Annotated in this window: 17 protein-coding genes and 1 pseudogene; 8 read left to right on the top strand and 10 right to left on the bottom strand. The window is 62.3% G+C overall.

Annotated features, from left to right (window positions below; all coding sequences use genetic code 11):
* Positions 1 to 3: 3 nt before the first annotated feature.
* The 5 genes from kdpB to MHA02_RS22040 form a co-directional block, all read right to left on the bottom strand.
* Positions 4 to 2,091: a potassium-transporting ATPase subunit KdpB gene (gene kdpB / locus MHA02_RS05940; protein ID WP_147077545.1), complete on the bottom strand. Its 2,088-nt coding sequence runs from the start codon at positions 2,089 to 2,091 to the stop codon at positions 4 to 6.
* A gap of 61 nt (positions 2,092 to 2,152) precedes the next feature.
* On the bottom strand, positions 2,153 to 2,347 hold the full coding sequence (locus MHA02_RS05935; RefSeq protein WP_147077544.1) for a hypothetical protein: 195 nt from the start codon (positions 2,345 to 2,347) through the stop codon (positions 2,153 to 2,155).
* Position 2,348: 1 nt separating this feature from the next.
* The gene (gene kdpA / locus MHA02_RS05930; protein ID WP_147077542.1) at positions 2,349 to 4,064 is read right to left on the bottom strand and encodes a potassium-transporting ATPase subunit KdpA; all 1,716 of its coding nucleotides are present in this window, start codon (positions 4,062 to 4,064) and stop codon (positions 2,349 to 2,351) included.
* 11 nt (positions 4,065 to 4,075) lie between these two features.
* Positions 4,076 to 4,165 (bottom strand): K(+)-transporting ATPase subunit F, encoded by a 90-nt coding sequence (locus MHA02_RS05925; protein ID WP_147077540.1) that lies wholly within the window; start codon positions 4,163 to 4,165, stop codon positions 4,076 to 4,078.
* 11 nt (positions 4,166 to 4,176) lie between these two features.
* On the bottom strand, positions 4,177 to 4,341 hold the full coding sequence (locus MHA02_RS22040; protein WP_170249048.1) for a hypothetical protein: 165 nt from the start codon (positions 4,339 to 4,341) through the stop codon (positions 4,177 to 4,179).
* 361 nt (positions 4,342 to 4,702) lie between these two features.
* Here MHA02_RS22040 and MHA02_RS05920 point away from each other — a divergent pair, with 361 nt between their 5' ends.
* The 4 genes from MHA02_RS05920 to MHA02_RS05905 are packed head-to-tail and all read left to right on the top strand — an operon-like array spanning position 4,703 to position 9,495.
* A complete protein-coding gene (locus MHA02_RS05920; protein ID WP_147077538.1) occupies positions 4,703 to 5,389 on the top strand; it encodes a hypothetical protein in 687 nt (228 codons plus the stop codon).
* 10 nt (positions 5,390 to 5,399) lie between these two features.
* Entirely contained in the window at positions 5,400 to 6,428 is a 1,029-nt protein-coding gene (locus MHA02_RS05915) for a hypothetical protein (RefSeq protein ID WP_147077536.1), read from the top strand.
* 19 nt (positions 6,429 to 6,447) lie between these two features.
* Positions 6,448 to 8,091: a Dyp-type peroxidase gene (locus MHA02_RS05910; protein ID WP_147077534.1), complete on the top strand. Its 1,644-nt coding sequence runs from the start codon at positions 6,448 to 6,450 to the stop codon at positions 8,089 to 8,091.
* Positions 8,092 to 8,106: 15 nt separating this feature from the next.
* The gene (locus tag MHA02_RS05905) at positions 8,107 to 9,495 is read left to right on the top strand and encodes a cytochrome P450 (RefSeq protein WP_147077532.1); all 1,389 of its coding nucleotides are present in this window, start codon (positions 8,107 to 8,109) and stop codon (positions 9,493 to 9,495) included.
* Positions 9,496 to 9,515: 20 nt separating this feature from the next.
* Here the strand turns inward: MHA02_RS05905 and MHA02_RS05900 are convergent, their stop codons facing one another.
* A complete protein-coding gene (locus MHA02_RS05900; RefSeq protein ID WP_280177961.1) occupies positions 9,516 to 10,052 on the bottom strand; it encodes a type II secretion system F family protein in 537 nt (178 codons plus the stop codon).
* 58 nt (positions 10,053 to 10,110) lie between these two features.
* Entirely contained in the window at positions 10,111 to 11,262 is a 1,152-nt protein-coding gene (locus tag MHA02_RS05895; RefSeq protein WP_147077530.1) for a GGDEF domain-containing protein, read from the bottom strand.
* 358 nt (positions 11,263 to 11,620) lie between these two features.
* Here MHA02_RS05895 and MHA02_RS05890 point away from each other — a divergent pair, with 358 nt between their 5' ends.
* Entirely contained in the window at positions 11,621 to 12,316 is a 696-nt protein-coding gene (locus MHA02_RS05890) for an OmpW/AlkL family protein (RefSeq protein WP_147077528.1), read from the top strand.
* A gap of 320 nt (positions 12,317 to 12,636) precedes the next feature.
* On the opposite strand, the gene MHA02_RS05885 is transcribed toward MHA02_RS05890, so the two are convergent.
* Together MHA02_RS05885 and MHA02_RS05880 are read right to left on the bottom strand one after the other, a co-directional pair.
* Positions 12,637 to 14,115: a methyl-accepting chemotaxis protein gene (locus MHA02_RS05885; RefSeq protein WP_147077526.1), complete on the bottom strand. Its 1,479-nt coding sequence runs from the start codon at positions 14,113 to 14,115 to the stop codon at positions 12,637 to 12,639.
* Between the two features lie 251 nt (positions 14,116 to 14,366).
* On the bottom strand, positions 14,367 to 15,380 hold the full coding sequence (locus MHA02_RS05880) for an HD-GYP domain-containing protein (RefSeq protein WP_244612403.1): 1,014 nt from the start codon (positions 15,378 to 15,380) through the stop codon (positions 14,367 to 14,369).
* A 992-nt stretch (positions 15,381 to 16,372) separates the two neighbouring features.
* Here MHA02_RS05880 and MHA02_RS05875 point away from each other — a divergent pair.
* Together MHA02_RS05875 and MHA02_RS22950 are read left to right on the top strand one after the other, a co-directional pair.
* Positions 16,373 to 17,371 (top strand): helix-turn-helix transcriptional regulator, encoded by a 999-nt coding sequence (locus MHA02_RS05875; protein ID WP_170249046.1) that lies wholly within the window; start codon positions 16,373 to 16,375, stop codon positions 17,369 to 17,371.
* 44 nt (positions 17,372 to 17,415) lie between these two features.
* A complete protein-coding gene (locus MHA02_RS22950) occupies positions 17,416 to 17,667 on the top strand; it encodes a DUF6894 family protein (protein WP_373866680.1) in 252 nt (83 codons plus the stop codon).
* Positions 17,668 to 17,770: 103 nt separating this feature from the next.
* Here the strand turns inward: MHA02_RS22950 and MHA02_RS05870 are convergent.
* Positions 17,771 to 18,172: pseudogene (locus MHA02_RS05870) on the bottom strand (IS630 family transposase); the annotation flags it as partial.
* Between the two features lie 50 nt (positions 18,173 to 18,222).
* Here MHA02_RS05870 and MHA02_RS05865 point away from each other — a divergent pair.
* The coding region (locus MHA02_RS05865; RefSeq protein WP_147077522.1) for a transposase at positions 18,223 to 18,529 on the top strand (307 nt) is incomplete at its 3' end.

Below are 18,529 nucleotides of genomic sequence, written 5' to 3'. Positions count from 1 at the left end.
GGTTCAAGCGAGGTGAAGCGCGCTGACGGTGAGGTCGATCGCCTTGATGCCGGCGAAGGGCACCACGAGGCCGCCGAGACCGTAGATCAGGAGATTCCGCCGCAGCAGCGAGGCGGCGCCGACCGCGCGGTAGGACACGCCCTTGAGCGCCAGCGGGATCAGGAAGACGATCACCAGCGCGTTGAAGATGATGGCCGACAGGATCGCGCTCTGCGGAGAGGCCAACCCCATCACGTTGAGCGCCTGGAGCTGCGGATACAGCGTCAGGAACATCGCCGGAATGATCGCGAAGTACTTCGCGACGTCGTTGGCGATGGAGAAGGTGGTCAGCGCGCCGCGCGTCATCAGCAGTTGCTTGCCGATGCCGACGATCTCGATGAGCTTGGTCGGGTCGGAGTCGAGGTCGACCATGTTGCCGGCCTCGCGGGCGGCCACCGTACCGGTGTTCATGGCGACGCCGACATCGGCCTGGGCGAGGGCCGGCGCGTCGTTGGTGCCGTCGCCGCACATGGCGACGAGCTTTCCTTCAGCCTGCTCCTTGCGGATCAGCTCAAGCTTGTCCTCGGGCGTGGCCTGGGCGAGAAAATCGTCGACGCCGGCTTCGGCCGCGATGGCGGCGGCGGTCATCGGGTTGTCGCCGGTGATCATCACCGTGCGGATGCCCATCCGGCGCAATTCCAAAAAACGCTCGCGGATGCCGCCCTTCACGATGTCCTTGAGATAGATGACGCCGAGGAGCCGGCCGTCGCGGGCCACCGCCAGCGGCGTGCCGCCGGCCTTGGCGATCTCTTCCGCGATGGCACGGGTCTCGCCGACGGCCTCGGAGACGTCGTCGGGGTGATAGGCGAGCGCGGCGTTGCCGTGCGTCACCGTCGGCGGCGTGCCGACCGAGGCGATCACCGAATCGACCGCCCCTTTGCGGATCGACGAGCCGTCGAGGTCGACGCCCGACATGCGCGACTGGGCCGTGAACGGCACGAAGGTGGCATTGAGCCCGGCCATGTCGCGTGCCCGGATGCCGTAGCGCTCCTTGGCAAGCACCACGATCGAGCGGCCCTCCGGCGTCTCGTCGGCGAGGGAGGCGAGCTGCGCCGCATCGGCCAGATCCTGCTCGGAGACGCCGCGTACCGGGCGAAACTCGGTGGCCTGGCGGTTGCCCAGCGTGATGGTGCCGGTCTTGTCGAGGAGCAGCGTGTCGACGTCGCCCGCGGCCTCGACGGCGCGGCCGGACATGGCGAGCACGTTGAAGCGCACCAGCCGGTCCATGCCGGCGATGCCGATAGCCGAGAGCAGCGCGCCGATGGTGGTCGGGATCAGCGTCACGAACAGGGCGACCAGCACGATCAGGGGGATCGAGCCGCCTGCATAGCTGGCAAAGCTCGGGATCGAGGCGACCGCGAACACGAAGACTATGGTCAGGCCGGCGAGCAGGATGTTCAGCGCGATCTCGTTCGGCGTCTTCTGGCGCGCGGCACCCTCCACCAGCGCGATCATGCGGTCGACGAAGGTCGATCCAGCTGCAGCCGTGATCCGCACACGGATCTCGTCGGAGATCACCTGCGTTCCGCCGGTCACCGCCGAGCGGTCGCCGCCGGATTCGCGGATGACGGGGGCGGATTCGCCGGTGATGGCCGCCTCGTTCACCGAGGCGACGCCCTGGATGACCTCGCCGTCGGAGGGGATCAAGTCGCCGGCCTCGACCAGCACCACGTCGCCGACCTTGAGGAGCGTGCCAGCCACGGTCTCGAAGTCGCGGCCCGCCCCCGTCAGGCGTTTCGCCGTCATCTCGGTGCGCGTGCGCCTCAAGGAGTCGGCCTGCGCCTTGCCGCGGCCCTCGGCCAGCGCCTCGGCGAAGTTCGCGAAGACCAGCGTGAACCAGAGCCAGAGGATGATCTGCCCTGAGAACAGCAGGTCCGCCCCGCCGGTGACGACGTCCCGCGCGAACAGCACCGTGGTGAGTGCCGCGACCACCTCCACCGTGAACATCACGGGGTTCCTGATCATCGCGCGCGGGTCGAGCTTCTGGAGCGAGCCGATCAGCGCCGGCCCGACCAGGGCGGGGCTGAATAGGGAGGAGGACCGGGGAGCCATCGCGAACAATCCAACGGGTGAGAGACGGGGCCGCAGCGCCGGGCACGCGCGGCGTCAGTTGTCAGGGCGCGAGAATCGACAGGCCGGCGAACATCGCCACGGCGCCGAGCAGGCAGACGCTGAGGACGGCGAGGATCAGGTCGGAGACCCGCACCGGCGGTATCTCGACGGCACGGGCTCGGACCGCGGGGCGCGGCCTGTGGAGGCGCAGGCCCTGGGCGGAGGAAACACGGGGCGGCGGCACGACGTGACGCATCTCAGCCTCCCGTCGCGAAGGTCTGGCCGGCGGCGCCGGCGAGATGCTCGACGATCGGGCCGAGCGCGAGCGACGGGAAGAACGTCAAGCCGCCCACGATCAGGATGACGCCGACGAGGAGCCCGACGAACAGCCCGCCATGCGTCGGGAAGGTGCCGGCCGAGGCCGGCAGCGTGGCCTTGCCGGCTAACGATCCCGCGATGGCGAGCGCCGGGATGATCACGAAGAACCGGCCCACAAGCATGCCGAAGCCGAGGGTGGTGTTGTAGAACGGCGTGTTGCCGGTGAGCCCGCCGAAGGCCGAGCCGTTGTTCGCCGCCGCCGAGGTGAAGGCGTAGAGGATCTCTGAGAACCCGTGTGGGCCGGCATTGGCGGGTCCGGCGAGGCCGGCGGCCAGCACCGTCGCCAGCGCGGTGAAGCCCAGCATCATCAGCGGCAGGCAGAGCACGGCGAGCATCGCCATCTTGACCTCGCGCGCCTCGATCTTCTTGCCGAGATATTCGGGCGTGCGCCCGACCATCAGCCCAGCCACGAAGATCGCGATGATGACGAAGACCAGCATGCCGTAGAGGCCGGCGCCGACGCCGCCGACGATGATCTCGCCGAGCTGCATGTTGATCATCGGGATCAGTCCGCCCAGCGCCGTGAAGGCGTCGTGCATGGCGTTGACTGCGCCGCAGGAGGCGGCGGTCGTCACCACAGCGAACAGCGCGGAGGCGACGATGCCGAAGCGGATTTCCTTGCCCTCGAGGTTGCCACCCGGCAGGCCGAGGGCGTTCAGCACCGGGCTGCCGGCGCTCTCGGCCCAGTAGGTGACGGTGACGCCGGCGAGGAACAGCACGGTCATGGCGCCGAGGATGGCCCAGCCCTGGCGCTCGTCGCCGACCTTGCGGCCGAAGACGTTGGTCATCGCGGCGCCGAGCGCGAAGATCGAGACCATCTGCACGAAGTTCGAGAGCGCGGTGGGATTCTCGAAGGGATGCGCGGCGTTGGCGTTGAAGAAGCCGCCACCGTTGGTGCCGAGCATCTTGATGGCGACCTGGCTGGCGACGGGGCCGACCGCGATGGTCTGCTTCGCACCTTCCAGGGTCGTTGCCTCGACGTAGTCGCCGAGCGTCTGCGGCATGCCCTGGAAGACCAGGAACAGGGCGTAGACCACGCAGAGCGGCAGCAGCACGTAGAGGGTACAGCGGGTCAGATCGACCCAGAACGATCCCACCGTCTTGGCCGACGACCGCGAAAAACCACGGATCAGCGCCATCGCCAGCGCGATGCCGGTGGCGGCCGACAGAAAGTTCTGGTGGGTCAGGCCGAGCATCTGGGAGAGGTACGACAGCGTGCTCTCGCCGCCGTAGTTCTGCCAGTTGGTGTTGGTGACGAAGCTCGCCGACGTGTTGAAGGCGAGATCGGGCGCCACCGCACCCTGCCCCGCCGGGTTGAAGGGTAGCACCGCCTGGAAGCGCAGCAATGCATAGAGCGCCAAGAAGCCCAGGATGTGGAAGGCGAGCATGGCGAGGCCGTAGCCGAGCCAGCCCTGCTCCTGGCGCGCGTCGATGCCGGCGAGCCTGTAGAGGCCGTCTTCGACCGGGACGAGCACGGGCGAGAGCAGCGTGCGCTCACCGTCGAAGACGCGGGCCATGTAGGCACCGAGGGGCTTCACCAGCGCCAGCACCGTCGCGCAGAACAGCGCGATCTGGATCCAACCGTTGAGGGTCATGATGTCGTCCTTCAGAACCGCTCGGGCCGGACGAGGGCGTAGGCGAGATAGGCGAGGAGGCCGGCGGTCACGAGGGCGCCGAGCATGAGGTCGAGGGTCACGCGGGCCTCCCTCAGAGCCGTTGGCAGAGGATCGCGTAGCCGGCCGCGACGCCGAAGAAGGCGAGGCCGGCACTGACGAAGACGATGTCGAGCATGATGGCGTGTCCGGCGGACGAAGCTGTGCGGGCCGCGACCGGGCGGCCCTGCCTCGCACCGACTCGTGCCGGGAAGCGCATCAGGATTCGAGACAGCGGTGACCGCCGCCGCATAAGGATCGCGTGAGGATCGGGCCGGCGACGGCAGCGGATCGATCCTGATATCGATCCGCTGCCCCTCACCTATAATTTCAGAAAAGTCCTGTGAAATTCAATATATATGTCGTTCACATAGCCGCCTATGTCGACACATAGTTCTTTATATAATTTCAAATGAATTCTAAATTTTAGAAATTGCGGCTATAGAGTCGTTTATTAGGATATAATATACAGATATGCACAATAAATTTGATAATATTCTTACGAAAATGATATCTTTCGGCAGCCTATCAGCGTCGGCGATCCTGTCATAAGTTCCGGTCTCGGAATCAGGGAGGCGCCCATGTCGAACGTGGCCGGCAAAGCCTACGGCATGAACGTCATCACACCGATGCCGCCCTGGAAGACCTGGATCAACCAGTTCCTGTTCATGGTGGCGCGCGGCCTGCCGGGTTTCCTGTCCGGACTGCTCGGGCTCTCGCTGATCCACTTCGCCCGCTGGGTGATGATCCGGCGCGACCAGTGGCCCGACCTCGGCCAGGGCAAGCCGCGTCTCGCCAACGACTACATGCTGTTCGTCAGCAACTTCAACGGCACCTGGGACCAGTATATCGACGCATTCTCGGACGGCATCCCGAACGGCCTCGACCTGTTCTGGTATTCGAGCAGCAAGTTTCCGCACTCGATCCCGATCACGCCGTTCAAGAACTACATCGGCGCCAATCAGATCGATACGACCTACTATTACAATGCCACTCCCGGCTCGGCGCAGCGCGACATCAAGTCGGCCCTGCGGGTGGCCGCGGCGTTGAAGGACCTTGCCGCGTGGCATGGCGGCCCCGGGGGTAATCCGGAGCGCTTCGCCCGGGCCTATCGCGAGGCACTGACCGGGACGGACGGCAAGCCCGGCATCCAGAACCATTTCGGCTCGCCGGGCTTCGCGCCGGTGGCCAGCACCGACACGGACGACGCCGACCGTCACCGAGAGCCGTTCATCCGCGGCCGCAAGCCGAACCCGCCCTTCCGATAGGAGCCGCCGGATGCCGAACTTCGATGGCGGCCACTACTTCCTCACCGTGCTGGCGCCGGTGCGCACCGACGTGCTCGTCGCCGACGACGGGCAGACCTGCTCGCCGGTGAGCGCGCTGCACCGGGCGCTCTACGTGCTGCCCACCGCCCTGCAATCGCCGGCGACGACGAAGATCGGGATCAACAGCCCGTTCTCGCGCAACACCCGCACGCATTTCGCGCGCTTCGCCATCCTGACCGACGTGGTGTTCAACGGGCGCACCGAGCGCAACGCCCTGGAGGTGGCCTTGCGCGGGCCGAACCCGGCGGTCGCCGAGCCGGTCGACAAGCTGCCCTGCCCCTACCTCGTCTTCGTCGCCGATTTCGACGCGCGCTCCGGGGACGAGAGCGAGCTGCGCGCCTATCTCGACGAGCTCTGGCGGACGATGGGGAAGGAGCTGAAGTCGATCTTCTCCGCCTGTTACGGCTTCGAGGGCATCGATGACAGCCGCGGCTTCCAGGACTACGTGCTGCGCTGCCAGATCGAGACGACGATGCCGTTCAACGATTACTGGGTCGGCGCGCCGCAGGTCCCGTCGTTGCGGCAGAACTGGCTGATCGGGCCGGCGGCGGTGTCCGCTGTCGTGTTCCTGGGGGCACTGGTGCTGGCGATCCTCCACGTCGGCGGCCTGCCCTGGCTCGCGATCGCGACGATCGGCTTCGTGGCGCTCGTGGCGAGCCTGTTCGTCGCCTACCTCACGGTGATGCGGAACGGAGCGGTGCCGTTCCCGACGGCGCCGCATTCCGACCTGCCCTCGGTGTTGAAGGCGCTCTACCTGCAGCAGGCCTTCACCCGGTTCGCACTCGCCAACCAGGGTGTCGACGCCGCCACGCTGCACGCGGCCTTCGGGCGCTTCATCGACGAGCACCGGCCCGACGACCCGAGCGGGCCGACCCAGGCGGCGGGCGTCGTCACGACCCTCGGCCCCACACCGGTCGCCCCCTACAACACCCAGACCGCGGCGCCTCCGGCCGGAGCGCTCCGCTCCGGGCGGTCCTGACAGCGAAAGGGACCGCAGCATGACGCGTGCGCTCGATCTCGCCGACATCCAGGGCAACATCCTGCGTGCCTACGGCCGTCAGGGCTTTCCGAAGGCGCGCTACATCTTCCTGCACATCGCCGATGCGCAGAAGGGCCGCGACTTCGTCGACCGCATCCGCCCCTCGATCACCACGGCAGTGAAATGGGACGACAGCCGGGCACATTACCCGAAGGGCGGCCATGTCGAGATCCCGCGCCCGAGCGTGACGATCAACATCGCCTTCACCTTCTTCGGCCTCTACGCCCTCGGGCTGCCGACGCGGACGCTGAGCGAACTGCCGGACGAGTTCATCCAGGGCATGGGCGCGCGTACCGCGATCCTCGGCGACCGCGGTCCCGATCCGGACAAGCCCTGGGCCTGGGACCCGATCTGGGAGGGCGCCACCGGCGACCGCCGGGTCCACGCGCTCGTCCAGCTCAACGCCGCGATGAATCCGGACGGCACGCCCGTCGCCGACCTCGAACGGGCGACGCAATGGCTGCGCGACCAATGCGCAGCGGTGGGCGGCGTCTCGATCCTCCCCGGCAACGGCCGCGACGGCGGCCTCGACTACCAGGACGCCTCGGCGATCATGGCGTCCGGCCCGGAGGGCACACCCGAACCGACCTCCAAGGAGCCGTTCGGCTTCACCGACGGCTTCGGCGATCCGGTCTTCGAGGGCCAGTACGACGCGGTGATGGAGCCGATCCGGTCGATCGGCGGCGGGGCGATCACGCCCGAGAGGACTTGGCGGCCGCTGGCCACCGGCGAGTTTCTGCTCGGCTATCCGGACGAGGCCCAGGAGCTGTCGAGCGCGGGCACGCCCTTCGACCTCACCCGCAACGGCACCTTCATGGCCTACCGCAAGCTGTCCCAGGACGTGGACGGTTTTTGCGGGGCGATGACGCGTTATGCCGAGACCTACGCCCGGATCATGGAGATCCCGCAGGCCGAGGCGGAAGAGACCGTCCGCGCCAAGATCGCCGGGCGCTGGTCGGACGGCATCCCGCTGATGGCCGCCCCGACCTACGCCGAGTACAAGGCCTTCAAGGCCAAGGCGCAGTCGAAAGAGGCGAGCGCGAAGACCAAGACGGCGTTGAGCCTGGAGGCCGGCCACCGCAAGCAGCAGGACGACCCCCTCGCCGCCCAGCTCGTCGACTTCATGTACGACGGCGACCCCGAGGGCCTGCGCTGCCCGCTCGGCGCGCATCTGCGCCGCGCCAACCCGCGCGACATGCTCGACCCGACCTACAAGCCCGGCGAGCCGTCGACCTCGAACGGCTCGGTGCTGAACAACCGCCGCCGGATCCTTCGCCGCGGCCTGCCCTACGCCGAGGGGGGCGAACAGGGCATCGTTTTCCTGGCGATCTGCGCGAGCCTGTTTCGCCAGTTCGAGTTCGTCCAGCAGCAATGGATGAATTACGGGCTCGATTTCGGCGCCGGCAGCGACACCTGCCCACTGATCGGCAATCACGGCGAGGACGCCAAGTTCGTCATCGCCGCCGACCAGAGGACCGGCAAGCCGCCCTTCTTCGCCGACCGCCTGCCGCAATTCGTCGAGATGCGCGGCGGCGAATACTTCTTCATCCCGAGCATGACCGCTTTGCGGATGATCGGCATGGGCGTCGTCGACCCGACCTGACCGCGGAGGCCGTCGATGTCCCTCGTGGCCAACCTGTTTCGCGCGCTCGCTGTGCGGCTCGGCGCGCTGATGGCGGCGCTCGGTGCCCTGGCGCGGCTCGCCGTCATCGGGGGGCGTGCCGCCTCCTCCGGCACCGGCACGGTCGGCGACCGGCTGAAGGGCGCGCTGAGCGAACCGGCGGCGCAGCGCCTCGCCTTCACGGCCCTGCGGGGGCTGCTGCCGAACCTGCTCATCGGCACCCGATTCATCACGTCGTACGAGAACACCGGGACCGCGATCGTCACCCGGTTCGGCGACGTGAAGGAGGTTCTGGCGCGCGACGGCGACTTCGCCGTCGTCTACGGCCCCCGCATGCGGATGATCACCGGGGGCCGGGACTTCTTCCTCGGCATCGACGACACGCCGGACTACACCCGCGACGTCTCGGTGATGCGGCTCGCCATGCGCCGCGAGGACGTCGAGAGCGTGGTCCGGCCGTTCGCCGCCCGCCGCGCGGCCGAACGTGTCGCCGACACACCCGGCCGGATCGATGTGCCGGCAGAATTGAGCCTGCGCGTCCCGGCCGAGCTCGTGGGCAGCTATTTCGGCACCCCCGGCCCCTCCCGGCAGGACATGATCGACTGGACCACGATCCTGTTCTGGTACCTGTTCATCGATCTCAACGCCGATCCGGACGTCGACGCCCGCGCGGTGGAGGCGGCAGGGCGGTTGCGGGCCTATCTCGACGCGACCATCGCCCGCCGGAAGGCCGGATCGCCCGAGCCCCGCGACGACGTCCTCGGCCGCTGCCTCGCGCTCCAGGCCTCGGGCACGCCGGGCACCGACGACCTTGCGATCCGCAACAATCTGGTCGGCCTTCTGATTGGCGCCGTGCCGACGACCTCCAAAGCCGCCTGCCAGGCCCTCGACCAACTGCTCGACCGCCCCGACGCTCTCGCCAGCGCCCAGCGTGCCGCCCGCGCGAACGACGACGCGGCGCTCGCCGCCCACGTCTTCGAGGCGCTGCGCTTCAACCCGGTGAACCCGCTGATCTATCGGCGCGCCCGGCGGGAGGCGACGATCGCCCGCGCGACGCTTCGCGCGCTCACGGTACCGGCCGGGACCATGGTGCTCGCGGCCAATCTGTCTGCGATGTTCGACCCATTGAAGCTCGCGGCCCCCGAAGAATTCCGCACCGACCGCCCCTGGGACGATTACATCCTGTGGGGTGACGGCCTCCACACCTGCTTCGGGGCACAGGTCAACCACGCCCTGATCCCGACGATCCTGAAGCCGCTGCTGCAAAAGCCCTGTCTCCGGCGCGCTGCCGGACCCGCCGGCCGGATCGATCCCGGCAAGACACCCTTTCCCGTGCATTTCGTCGTGGAGTTCGATGCCGGCCCGGACATGGAGGCGATTCCATGAGCGTCTGGCCGCCGCGAGCCTCACGCCTGATCACATTCGTGCTGCCGCACAAGAACGGCGCTCCCCTGCCGGCCCTCGCCGAGATGCCGCCGGCGTTGAAGGCAGTCGTCGCGGAGATGCGGGCATCGCCGGCCGGGCAGCACGCCCTCCGCGTCTACCGGAGCACCGAGGGCGGCTGCCGTGCGGATCGCGAAGGGGGGTTGCTGGCCGGTGCCCTCGAACAGGGGCGCCAGCGCCGGCACCAGTACGCCGACGATCATCGCCACCGTGCCGATCGCCATCAGGACGAGGAGGCCCGGATAGGTCATCGCCGAGACGAGGTGGCGGCGCACGGCATCGCGCCGCTCGATCGAGCCGGTGAGCGATGCGAGCACGTCGACGAGGGTGCCCGTCGCCTCGCCGGCCCGCATGATGTCCACCATGTCCTGCGGGAAGGCCTGGGGATGGGCCGCCATCGCCCGCGACAGCGAGGCCCCGCCAACCACCCGCTCCAGAACATCGATGCGAGCGGGTCTCCACAGGGTGACCTTCGTCCGTCGCCTGCTCGAACAGGCCACTGATCCCGGGCCAGTTCAGGACAACCCTATCCGGCCTGTGCGCCGAGCATCGGCGCGGTCACCGTCCGAGACGAACGCAGTTCCGTCCCTGCGCCTTCGCATCGTAAAGCGCGGCGTCGGCTATTTTCGTCACATCTTCGAAGCGCGCGCCACCCTGGAGCATCATGGCAGCCCCGATGCTGACCGTCGCCGTCAACGCCCCCGTCGGAAGGGGAAAGGATCGCTCTGCAATATTCGACCTCAATCGCTCGGCGACTTCGAGGAGCTCCCGCTGATTGACGCCCGGAAGCACGACGAGGAACTCCTCGCCACCCCAGCGAGCGAGGATGTCGGGCGAACGAAGGGCCGCTTTCGTCCGGGCCGCGAACGCGTTCAGGACGAGATCGCCGCACTCGTGCCCATACTGGTCGTTAATGGACTTGAAGTGATCGATATCCAGGATCAGCACACCTCCCATGGGCAGCGAGTCCGATCCCCGGAAGTAACGGCGCAGCATCGTCTGCAGGCCCCGTCGATTGAACAGCCCCGTGAGCGGATCCGTCTCGGCGAGGCGCAAGAGTGTGCGGTTGGCGCGCTCGGCGGCCATCGCGACATATCCGAGATAGACGAAGACCCCCGTGACCTGATCCATGATCATCGAGCTGCGCGCACTCTCGGCCGAGGCAATCGGCAGGTCGGTGCCGATGAGGATCCCGATCGAGAGGACGAACACGAGCGCATAGAACCCGAACGCCACGGACTCGATGTATTGCGACCAGAGCCTTTCGGCCCCGGCCGTCACGCGAACGGTCTCATACGTGGCGAGAACTGCCACCACGCAGCAGCAGGCAAAAATCGCCGCGATCGACAGCCGGGTGGAGAGGCCGAGGCCAAGTAGGGCCGGATAGAGGATGCCCGGAAGAGCGATGAGAGCAACGCTCAGCCCAACATTGATGCGCCTTCCAAAGAATTCGCGGAGTCCTGTCCAAGAAAGTACTAGACTTGCACTATACAGCCAGTAGGTTATCATCGTAATTGGAACGGGTGGCAAAGTGTCGGGCGACACGCTCATCATGATGAGCGATCCCGCCATCGACGTCCCCATGGCGCCCATCCAATGCCAGAGGTAAGCCTGCCGACTTTGGCTGAGGGCCATAACAAGGAACACGATGACGTAGGCGCACCGGCTGGCCGCGCTGGCGAAGTGAAGCGTGTTAAGGTCCAGAGCCATGAACGACACTTACAACAAGAACGCTTAATTTATTATTTAATTTCGCTCAATAGATATACCGTCGTTAACACACCTTTCTGAAGTCAAGCCAACCGTTCGCCCGATTTTTTACGGCCTGAAATATCAACGGTTGAGATTCCTCGTTCATGGCATCTCTAAGCGCGAATTATAAAAATCTTATCTGTATCGAGTCATAATAAATCTCTCCGAACTACATTTTTATAAAATCCATTCAATCGTAAATCTTTGAGAACCTTGTTCCGGTTTGCTGCATAAGAAGCAACCGAACGCGTCGCTGACTTTGGAACCCGAATTCAGGAAACCTATCGTGTCGCACAGACCTCCGAGATATGTTCCCATGTCGGCATTTACCTTTCCCCTGGCGTTGGTTTGTGTCGGCCTTCCTGCGTTTGGTCTGAGTGCGCACGCCACGCGAGCGGCGGAGCCTTTCTCTCTGGTTGAAGCAGACGCGAAATCCGTCGGAATGGACGCGGGCTTGCAGGCAGGGGACTGGCTCGTCCGCGGCCGTCTCAGTGGGTCGATCCCCACGCAACGGCGCTCTCACATTGATCTCATCGGAGGGAAGATCGACACCCCCGCTGCCATCCTCCCGGACTTCGATGTCTCGTATTTTCTGACGGATCACGTCGCCATCGAAGGCCAAGCTGGTGCGGTTCGAACTCGCCCGGCCATCCGGAACTCGCTGGTGGGCGACATCGCGATCGGATCGATCTGGAACGCAGCCGCAATGGGGATCGTACAGTACCACTTTCTGCCGATCGCACGCCTCAATCCATATTTGGGGGTTGGTGTCGCCGCGACGACACCCCTCGCCATCGAGCCGGCCAGGGGCATCCCGGATTTCAAATTGAAGTCCCAGGCCAGCCCTGTGCTCCAGGCCGGCTTCGATTATCGCATCACCGGCAATTGGTTCGCAAACGCAATGGTAAAATACGTCTTCCTTCCGCGGTCGGCCTACGAGCTCGGAGGTGTGAAGGTAACGGCCGAGATGAACATGCTCATTGTCGGAGCCGGCCTCGGCTACCGGTTCTGAACGGCGGCGTACAAGATACAGGACGGCTCGATCTACCGGCTCAGGCACGCCGAGCCCATGACCCGTCCGTAGAAAACGTCGACCCTTCCAAGGGAACAACGCGATCGCCCCGCAGGCCAACCGCGAAACAACGACGAAGAAACGGCCTCGCTCACACGAGGCCGTTTTGATGTGCGCCTTGGTGCATAAATCCGGAGTGCCGGACGGTTTCGAGTGGTCGTTCAATCAGCGCCCCACATCGTGTAAAAGCTCGGCAGGCTCCCTGCTACAGTTCAAGAATCTCACCTGTACATTTCTGCTTCTTGTTGATGTCTACGACTTCAGCCCACTGAGCGTGAAGCCTCGCGCACTTTGCGCGTCGCCTGATCGACCTGCTCGCTCGCCAGAGCGATGGCGTCCATGCCGGTCGCGATCGTGCTCACCCCGTGCGACGCCGTCTGCATGCTGCCCGACATCTCCTGCGTTACGGCGGATTGCTCTTCCACGGCAGCCGCGATCGAACCCGACACATCGTTCAGTGTACGAATGGTCGATTGGATCGTGTCGATGGCCACCACGGCTTCCCGTGTCGCCGATTGAGTCGCCGCGATCTGATCTCGGATCTGGTCCGTCGCCTTGGCCGTTTGCTCCGCCAGCGCCTTAACCTCGGCAGCCACGACGGCAAAGCCCTTGCCTGCTGCGCCTGCCCGCGCCGCCTCGATCGTGGCGTTGAGTGCCAGGAGGTTCGTCGGAGCAGCAATTCCCTGAATCAAGGCGACGACGTCGCCGATCTGGGCCGCTTGTCCGCTCAAACCCTGCACGATCGCTCCGGTGCGTTGTGCTTGCTCTACGGCTTCCCCGGCAATCTTCGCGGCATAGCTCACCTGCTGGCTGATTTCGCTCACCGACGCCGAGAGCTCTTCAGCACCCGATGCCACGCATTGGATCTCGCTCGAGACGCGCCCGACAGTGCCGGCGGCCTCCGTGGTCTGCCGGGTCACGTCGCTGACCGCAACGCCGATGGCATCGAGATCGAGACCGATCTCTTTCTGCGCGTCCGCGCGGCGATGCCGGTCTCGCACCTGATCCGTGATGTCGGTTGCAAATTTCACCACCTTGATCGGCTTGCCATCCGCATCGGCAATCGGATTGTAGGTGGCTCGTATCCAGATCTCGCGGCCACCCTTGCCGATGCGTCGGTACTCGGCCGACTTGAACTCGCCCCGGCCCAAGCTCGCCCAGAATTGGCGATAGGCTTCGCTATTCCGCTCCCGTTCGTCCACGAACATGCCATGGTGGCGGTCTGTTATCTCCTCGAGCCGGTAGCCGAGCGTGTCGAGGAAGTTCTTGTTGGCCGTCAGGACAGTGCCGTCGAGGGCAAACGCGATGACGGCCTGCGACCGGTCTAGCGCTGCGATCTGCCCATCCAGATCGAGACTACGGAGCTTCTGCGCCGTGATGTCCGACGCGAACTTGATAACTTTGACCGCCTTGCCTGCCCGATCGAACACAGGATTGTACGAAGCCTGAATCCAGATCTCCCGCCCCCCTTTTGCGATCCGCTTGAACTCGGCTGATTGGAACTCGCCGCGGCGCAGGGTTTCCCAGAACTCAGCGTAGGCCGCACTCTGGCTATAGACCAGATCGACGAAGAGCTTGTGATGCTGCCCCGTGATCTCATTGAGGGTGTAGCCAGTGGCCGCCAGGAAATTTGAATTTGCAGTCAGGATTGTGCCGTCGAGTTTAAACTCGATGATTGCCTGGGAGCGATTCAAGGCAGCGATTTTAGCTTTTGTCTTATCAAGACCAAAGTCGAGCATAGCATATCCTTTTTGGGGAGATTTTTATCACGTGTCTTATCGAGGCTTACATCGAGCTTGACAGAATTTCACGTATAAACCGACAGAACGTACGCGTCTATATTGAAGCTTTTATCAGTTTGATTTTGTGTTCCACAACTCAGCAGTTCGAAACGATATGAAATACCGAATTACTGCATGGAATTGATAAGACGGCATTTTTATAGGGTAATATTTTTGTTCCAGTCCTGAAAAACACCCAGTTTTCTATACTATGCAGTAGCTGCAATGTATTCATGCCGCTTCGCTTTACCCTCGATCGATATCGCGAAGGCCTCGACGAGTGCCGGTTCGAGCTTGCCTGTCATCCCGCGCAGGATTTGCAATGCTTCCGTCTGCGGCATCGGTGGTCGATAGGGTCGTCGCTCCGTCAGCGCCGCGTAAATGTCGCAGATCGTCAGTAGACGAACCGTATCACCGATCTGATCGCCACGGAGACCGTCCGGATATCCAGAGCCGTCAAGCATCTCGTGATGATGTCGCGCGACCGCGAGCATAATTGGATCGGCAGATCCAGCCGCGACTAGGATTTCGTGACCGAGCGCTGCATGATCCCGCATCGTTGCCATCTCGCTCGAATTGAGCTTGCCAGGCTTGTTCAGAACCGAAAGAGGGATTAGCGCTTTACCGACATCGTGTATCAGCCCGGCGCGGATCATTGTCGCCCGCTCCGAGGACGACAAGCCGAGGTGAATAGCAAAGTGTGCTGCATAGCCCGCAACGAGAAGGCAGTGTCGTAAAGTGGTGTCGTCGTGCGCTTGTATGAGCGTAATCCACCGGTTCAGTCCTCCTTCCTGTACGGCGGCGAGAAGCGGACCAACGGCTTCGTCGACAGTTTTCATGTCCAGCGATCCGGACCGGGCCGCTGCGAAAATCTCACTGAAGAGCGAACCGACCAATTCGAAATTGTATTCGACGAGCAAATCCGTCGTGGTTTTTCCAGGAGCGATCAAACGGAACAGGCTTGCAACGATTGTTCGCGGCTCAATGGCAAGAGCCGAGAAGCAGGCCATAATGCCGAGGTTTCCCGTTTCCCGCAGCACGGCATCCGTTCCGGTCCGTGTGAGGTAAATCAACGGTATACGACGGTCGCCGCGCCTCGCGGCCAACCTGCGAAGGCAACGGATCGCATTCGGACGCTCCAAGGCGAGATCTGCGATGACACCGATGACGGACTCAAGGTTCAACCACTGCTCATCGACACCGGCGACGCGACAGCGGGCCATCATTCGGACAGCGTCACACAGTGCGTGACCTCAATCAAACCTATCAGTAAGTACAACGACAGCCGAGCTTGACATCGATCCGACCCACTCTGGGCATTCAAGGAATGGCCTTCATATAGAAAGTGCCACAACATCAATCTTTTGGAGCTATAGCTTCTTTCACCTCGATTTCAAGCAATTAGGTAGTCAATCTTAATGTAGCTTTTTCTCACATTTTGTCTAGTTTCGCATCAATCAGGTTGCTCGATTTATTAAATAACTAGTCCGCAATTCTGACTTAAATTACAGATAAGATAATATATTATTGACCATTATGCAATAAAACCTGAGTATTAATTTCTGCGGGCTGAAAGATATCCATTGTCGTTAACTTGAATATCATAGTGCATCCGACTTGTGCCGTAATCCGCTCAAGGCTGTTTGCGATGTTTTTCCGACGCATCTAGAAATAGTCTTGCGCATTCTCAGGCTCTGAAAATTCTGCCGAATTTTGCCGATGCAACGTGCTAGGCTCGTGTTTTTATTCCGCTCGATTAGCAAGGCATATGGGTCGCGATGACGGTATCGCACTCTCGCGAATCTGGCCGATATGACGGCCACAATCCGCGATTGGGTACGGAAATCATACAAGTCAGAAAGAGCCCGGCGATCGCTTGCGAGCACCTCGACCTGATCGACGTCGCACGAGACCGATATGTCCTACCGGCTGCAGATCATTCCGATCCAATGGCGCGTTGACGAAACTTCTTCATGTATTCCCTCTCACCGCACAACTTTATAGATCGCCAAGGTTTTCAAAATCCTAATACGCATTTCGCGCAAAAATGATAGCAATATACGCAATATTTATAGGCTCGTTACCGCTTTTGATGTTGAGTTAAATCTCCTGTGGGACTTGCGTCACCGCGTCTGGTCCTGCAATGTATCCGCCACAATGTCGCCTGCCGGTCGAAAGGCGTAAATTATTCACGGGGCGGCAGTTGAATATGATAATGGGCAAGGACCGGCACGATGAAAACTCGTGGCGGCCCCAGTCCCGGTTTTCTGTGAGTATTAATTCCGCGCGCCAGCTCCGTAATTTCAATGACATCGGGGGCATTGCAGTTAACTTCGATATTTTGAATAGAGCTAAACCTGATATCAATATTCACGGAACTCAAAGCGATCTGCTTAGTTTGTGGGAGACACGTTCGGGCAGTGGCTTTATAACTCAACCTAAATTTTCCGCGGACCTTTTAACTGTGCGCTTCATTACAAGCGGCCACATCGTTTATTCGCACCGGAACGGAGATATACTGGGGTCCATAACGCACGCTACGCTGGCCACCTTCGAAGGCATAAAAGACGTTTGCGCACCTAGGGCGATCAACTCGATCAGCGGAACGATCCCGGTGAAAACTCTCATCGCTGCAAACAGGGCGTTGACAGGCAGCGACCACGCAGACTTACCCTCGCTTTCACCGGTAGCGGAAATGGCCAATCCCGGCATGATGGCTCTATTCTGCACCGTCAAGTTGATAATGAGTCGATTGGGCGACTCATTACAACCATCAGATATGCTATTACCGCTCATACAGGAAATTATGAGCTATCAGCTATTATCGGCGTGGCCAAGACTTGATAGTAAAGAATCATATGAACCGGCCGATGCGCCATCACATCCGGTAAAATTGGCAGTCGATTATATTAGAGCAAATTTATCAAGCGAGCTGAGCTTAGCTTATATTGCATCTGTAGCCGGCATTAGCGTTCGATCGCTGCAAGATAAATTTAAGAAAGAAACAGGTCAGACGCCCATCCAGTTTATCATTGACCAGCGTTTAGAGCGCACTCATCGCGATCTACTCTCAGTTGCCAAGGCGGAATGGTCAATCGCCGATATAGCTAGACTCTGGGGCTTCGTCCACATGAGTGACTTTGGGCAGCGTTACCGCAGGTTATACGGCTGTTCTCCTTCCGACACGCGCCGTGAGGCACCGATTAGTCGCTGAGAGGGATACCCTTTCAGATTATCGACCGAAGACATTGAAGTAGAATGGAAATGCCAAAGTACTTTTTCGACACCAAGGATGATCTCGATTACCGGGATCATATTGGCTGCGAATTCCAGAATCAGGCAACGCTGAGGCGCGGCGCCTTGAAGGCGGTTACCGGACTGCTAGCGGCAGGAGGTGACAAAGATGGAAGCTATTCCGTTGTCTTAAAAGTTCGGGATGAGCACGATAAGATCGTTCTCGTCGTCCGATCGGTCTGCCAGTTAGAGATTCCAAGCCAATCGCTTTGTTGAGCTTCGGGTACAAATAGATCCGACATAGATTTTTTTGATTTTTTTGAATGGAGCGTCTGCAACATTGTTAATACCATACCCTGTAAACTAGAGCGTTTTTGGTTTAATTTGGGTCGTATCCTGCGGCAGCGAAGAAGTTGGCGCATTCGTCGGGTGTGACGGTGTCGATGAGCCGTCCGATGGCCGACCACAGTGCCTCGACGGTCCGCTCGGCCGCCTTGCGCAGCAACGCCTTGAGCTTGGAGAAGGCCATCTCGATCGGATTGAAGTCGGGGCTGTAGGGCGGAAGGAATAGCAACCACGCCCCAGCCGCTTCGATGGCCGCGCGCACGGCTGGTCCCTTGTGGCTGCCGAGGTTGTCCATCACGACAACGTCGCCGGGCATGAGTTACGGCACCAGCACCCGATCGACATAAGCCTGGAAGGCCTGCCGGTTGATCGGCCCGTCCAATACGAAGGGAGCGGTGATCCCCGACAGGCGCAAGCCTGCCACGAAGGTCGTGGTTGAACCGCTCCGGGTTTCCCGGAGGCTCCGACTCTTGCGAGGATGGAGCCATGACGAAGCGAAGCAGACCCTTTTCGCCTGAAGTTCGCGAGCGCGCGGTCCGGATGGTATTCGACCACGAGGACGAGCACGGCTCGCAATATGCGGCGATCCGCTCGATCGCTTCCAAGATCGGCTGTTCGGGCGAGACGCTGCGGAACTGGGTCCGGCAAGCCGAGCGGGACCAGGGCCAGCGGGCTGGACCAACGACGGAGGAGCGGGAGCGGATCAAGGCGCTGGAGCGCAAGAACCGCGAACTCCGGCAGGCCAACGAGATCCTGAGGAAGGCGTCGGCCTATTTTGCGATGGCGGAGCTCA

The sequence above is a fragment of the Methylobacterium haplocladii genome (genome assembly GCF_007992175.1).
Lineage (GTDB): Bacteria > Pseudomonadota > Alphaproteobacteria > Rhizobiales > Beijerinckiaceae > Methylobacterium > Methylobacterium haplocladii.
This window is presented reverse-complemented; position numbering and strand designations above follow the sequence as displayed.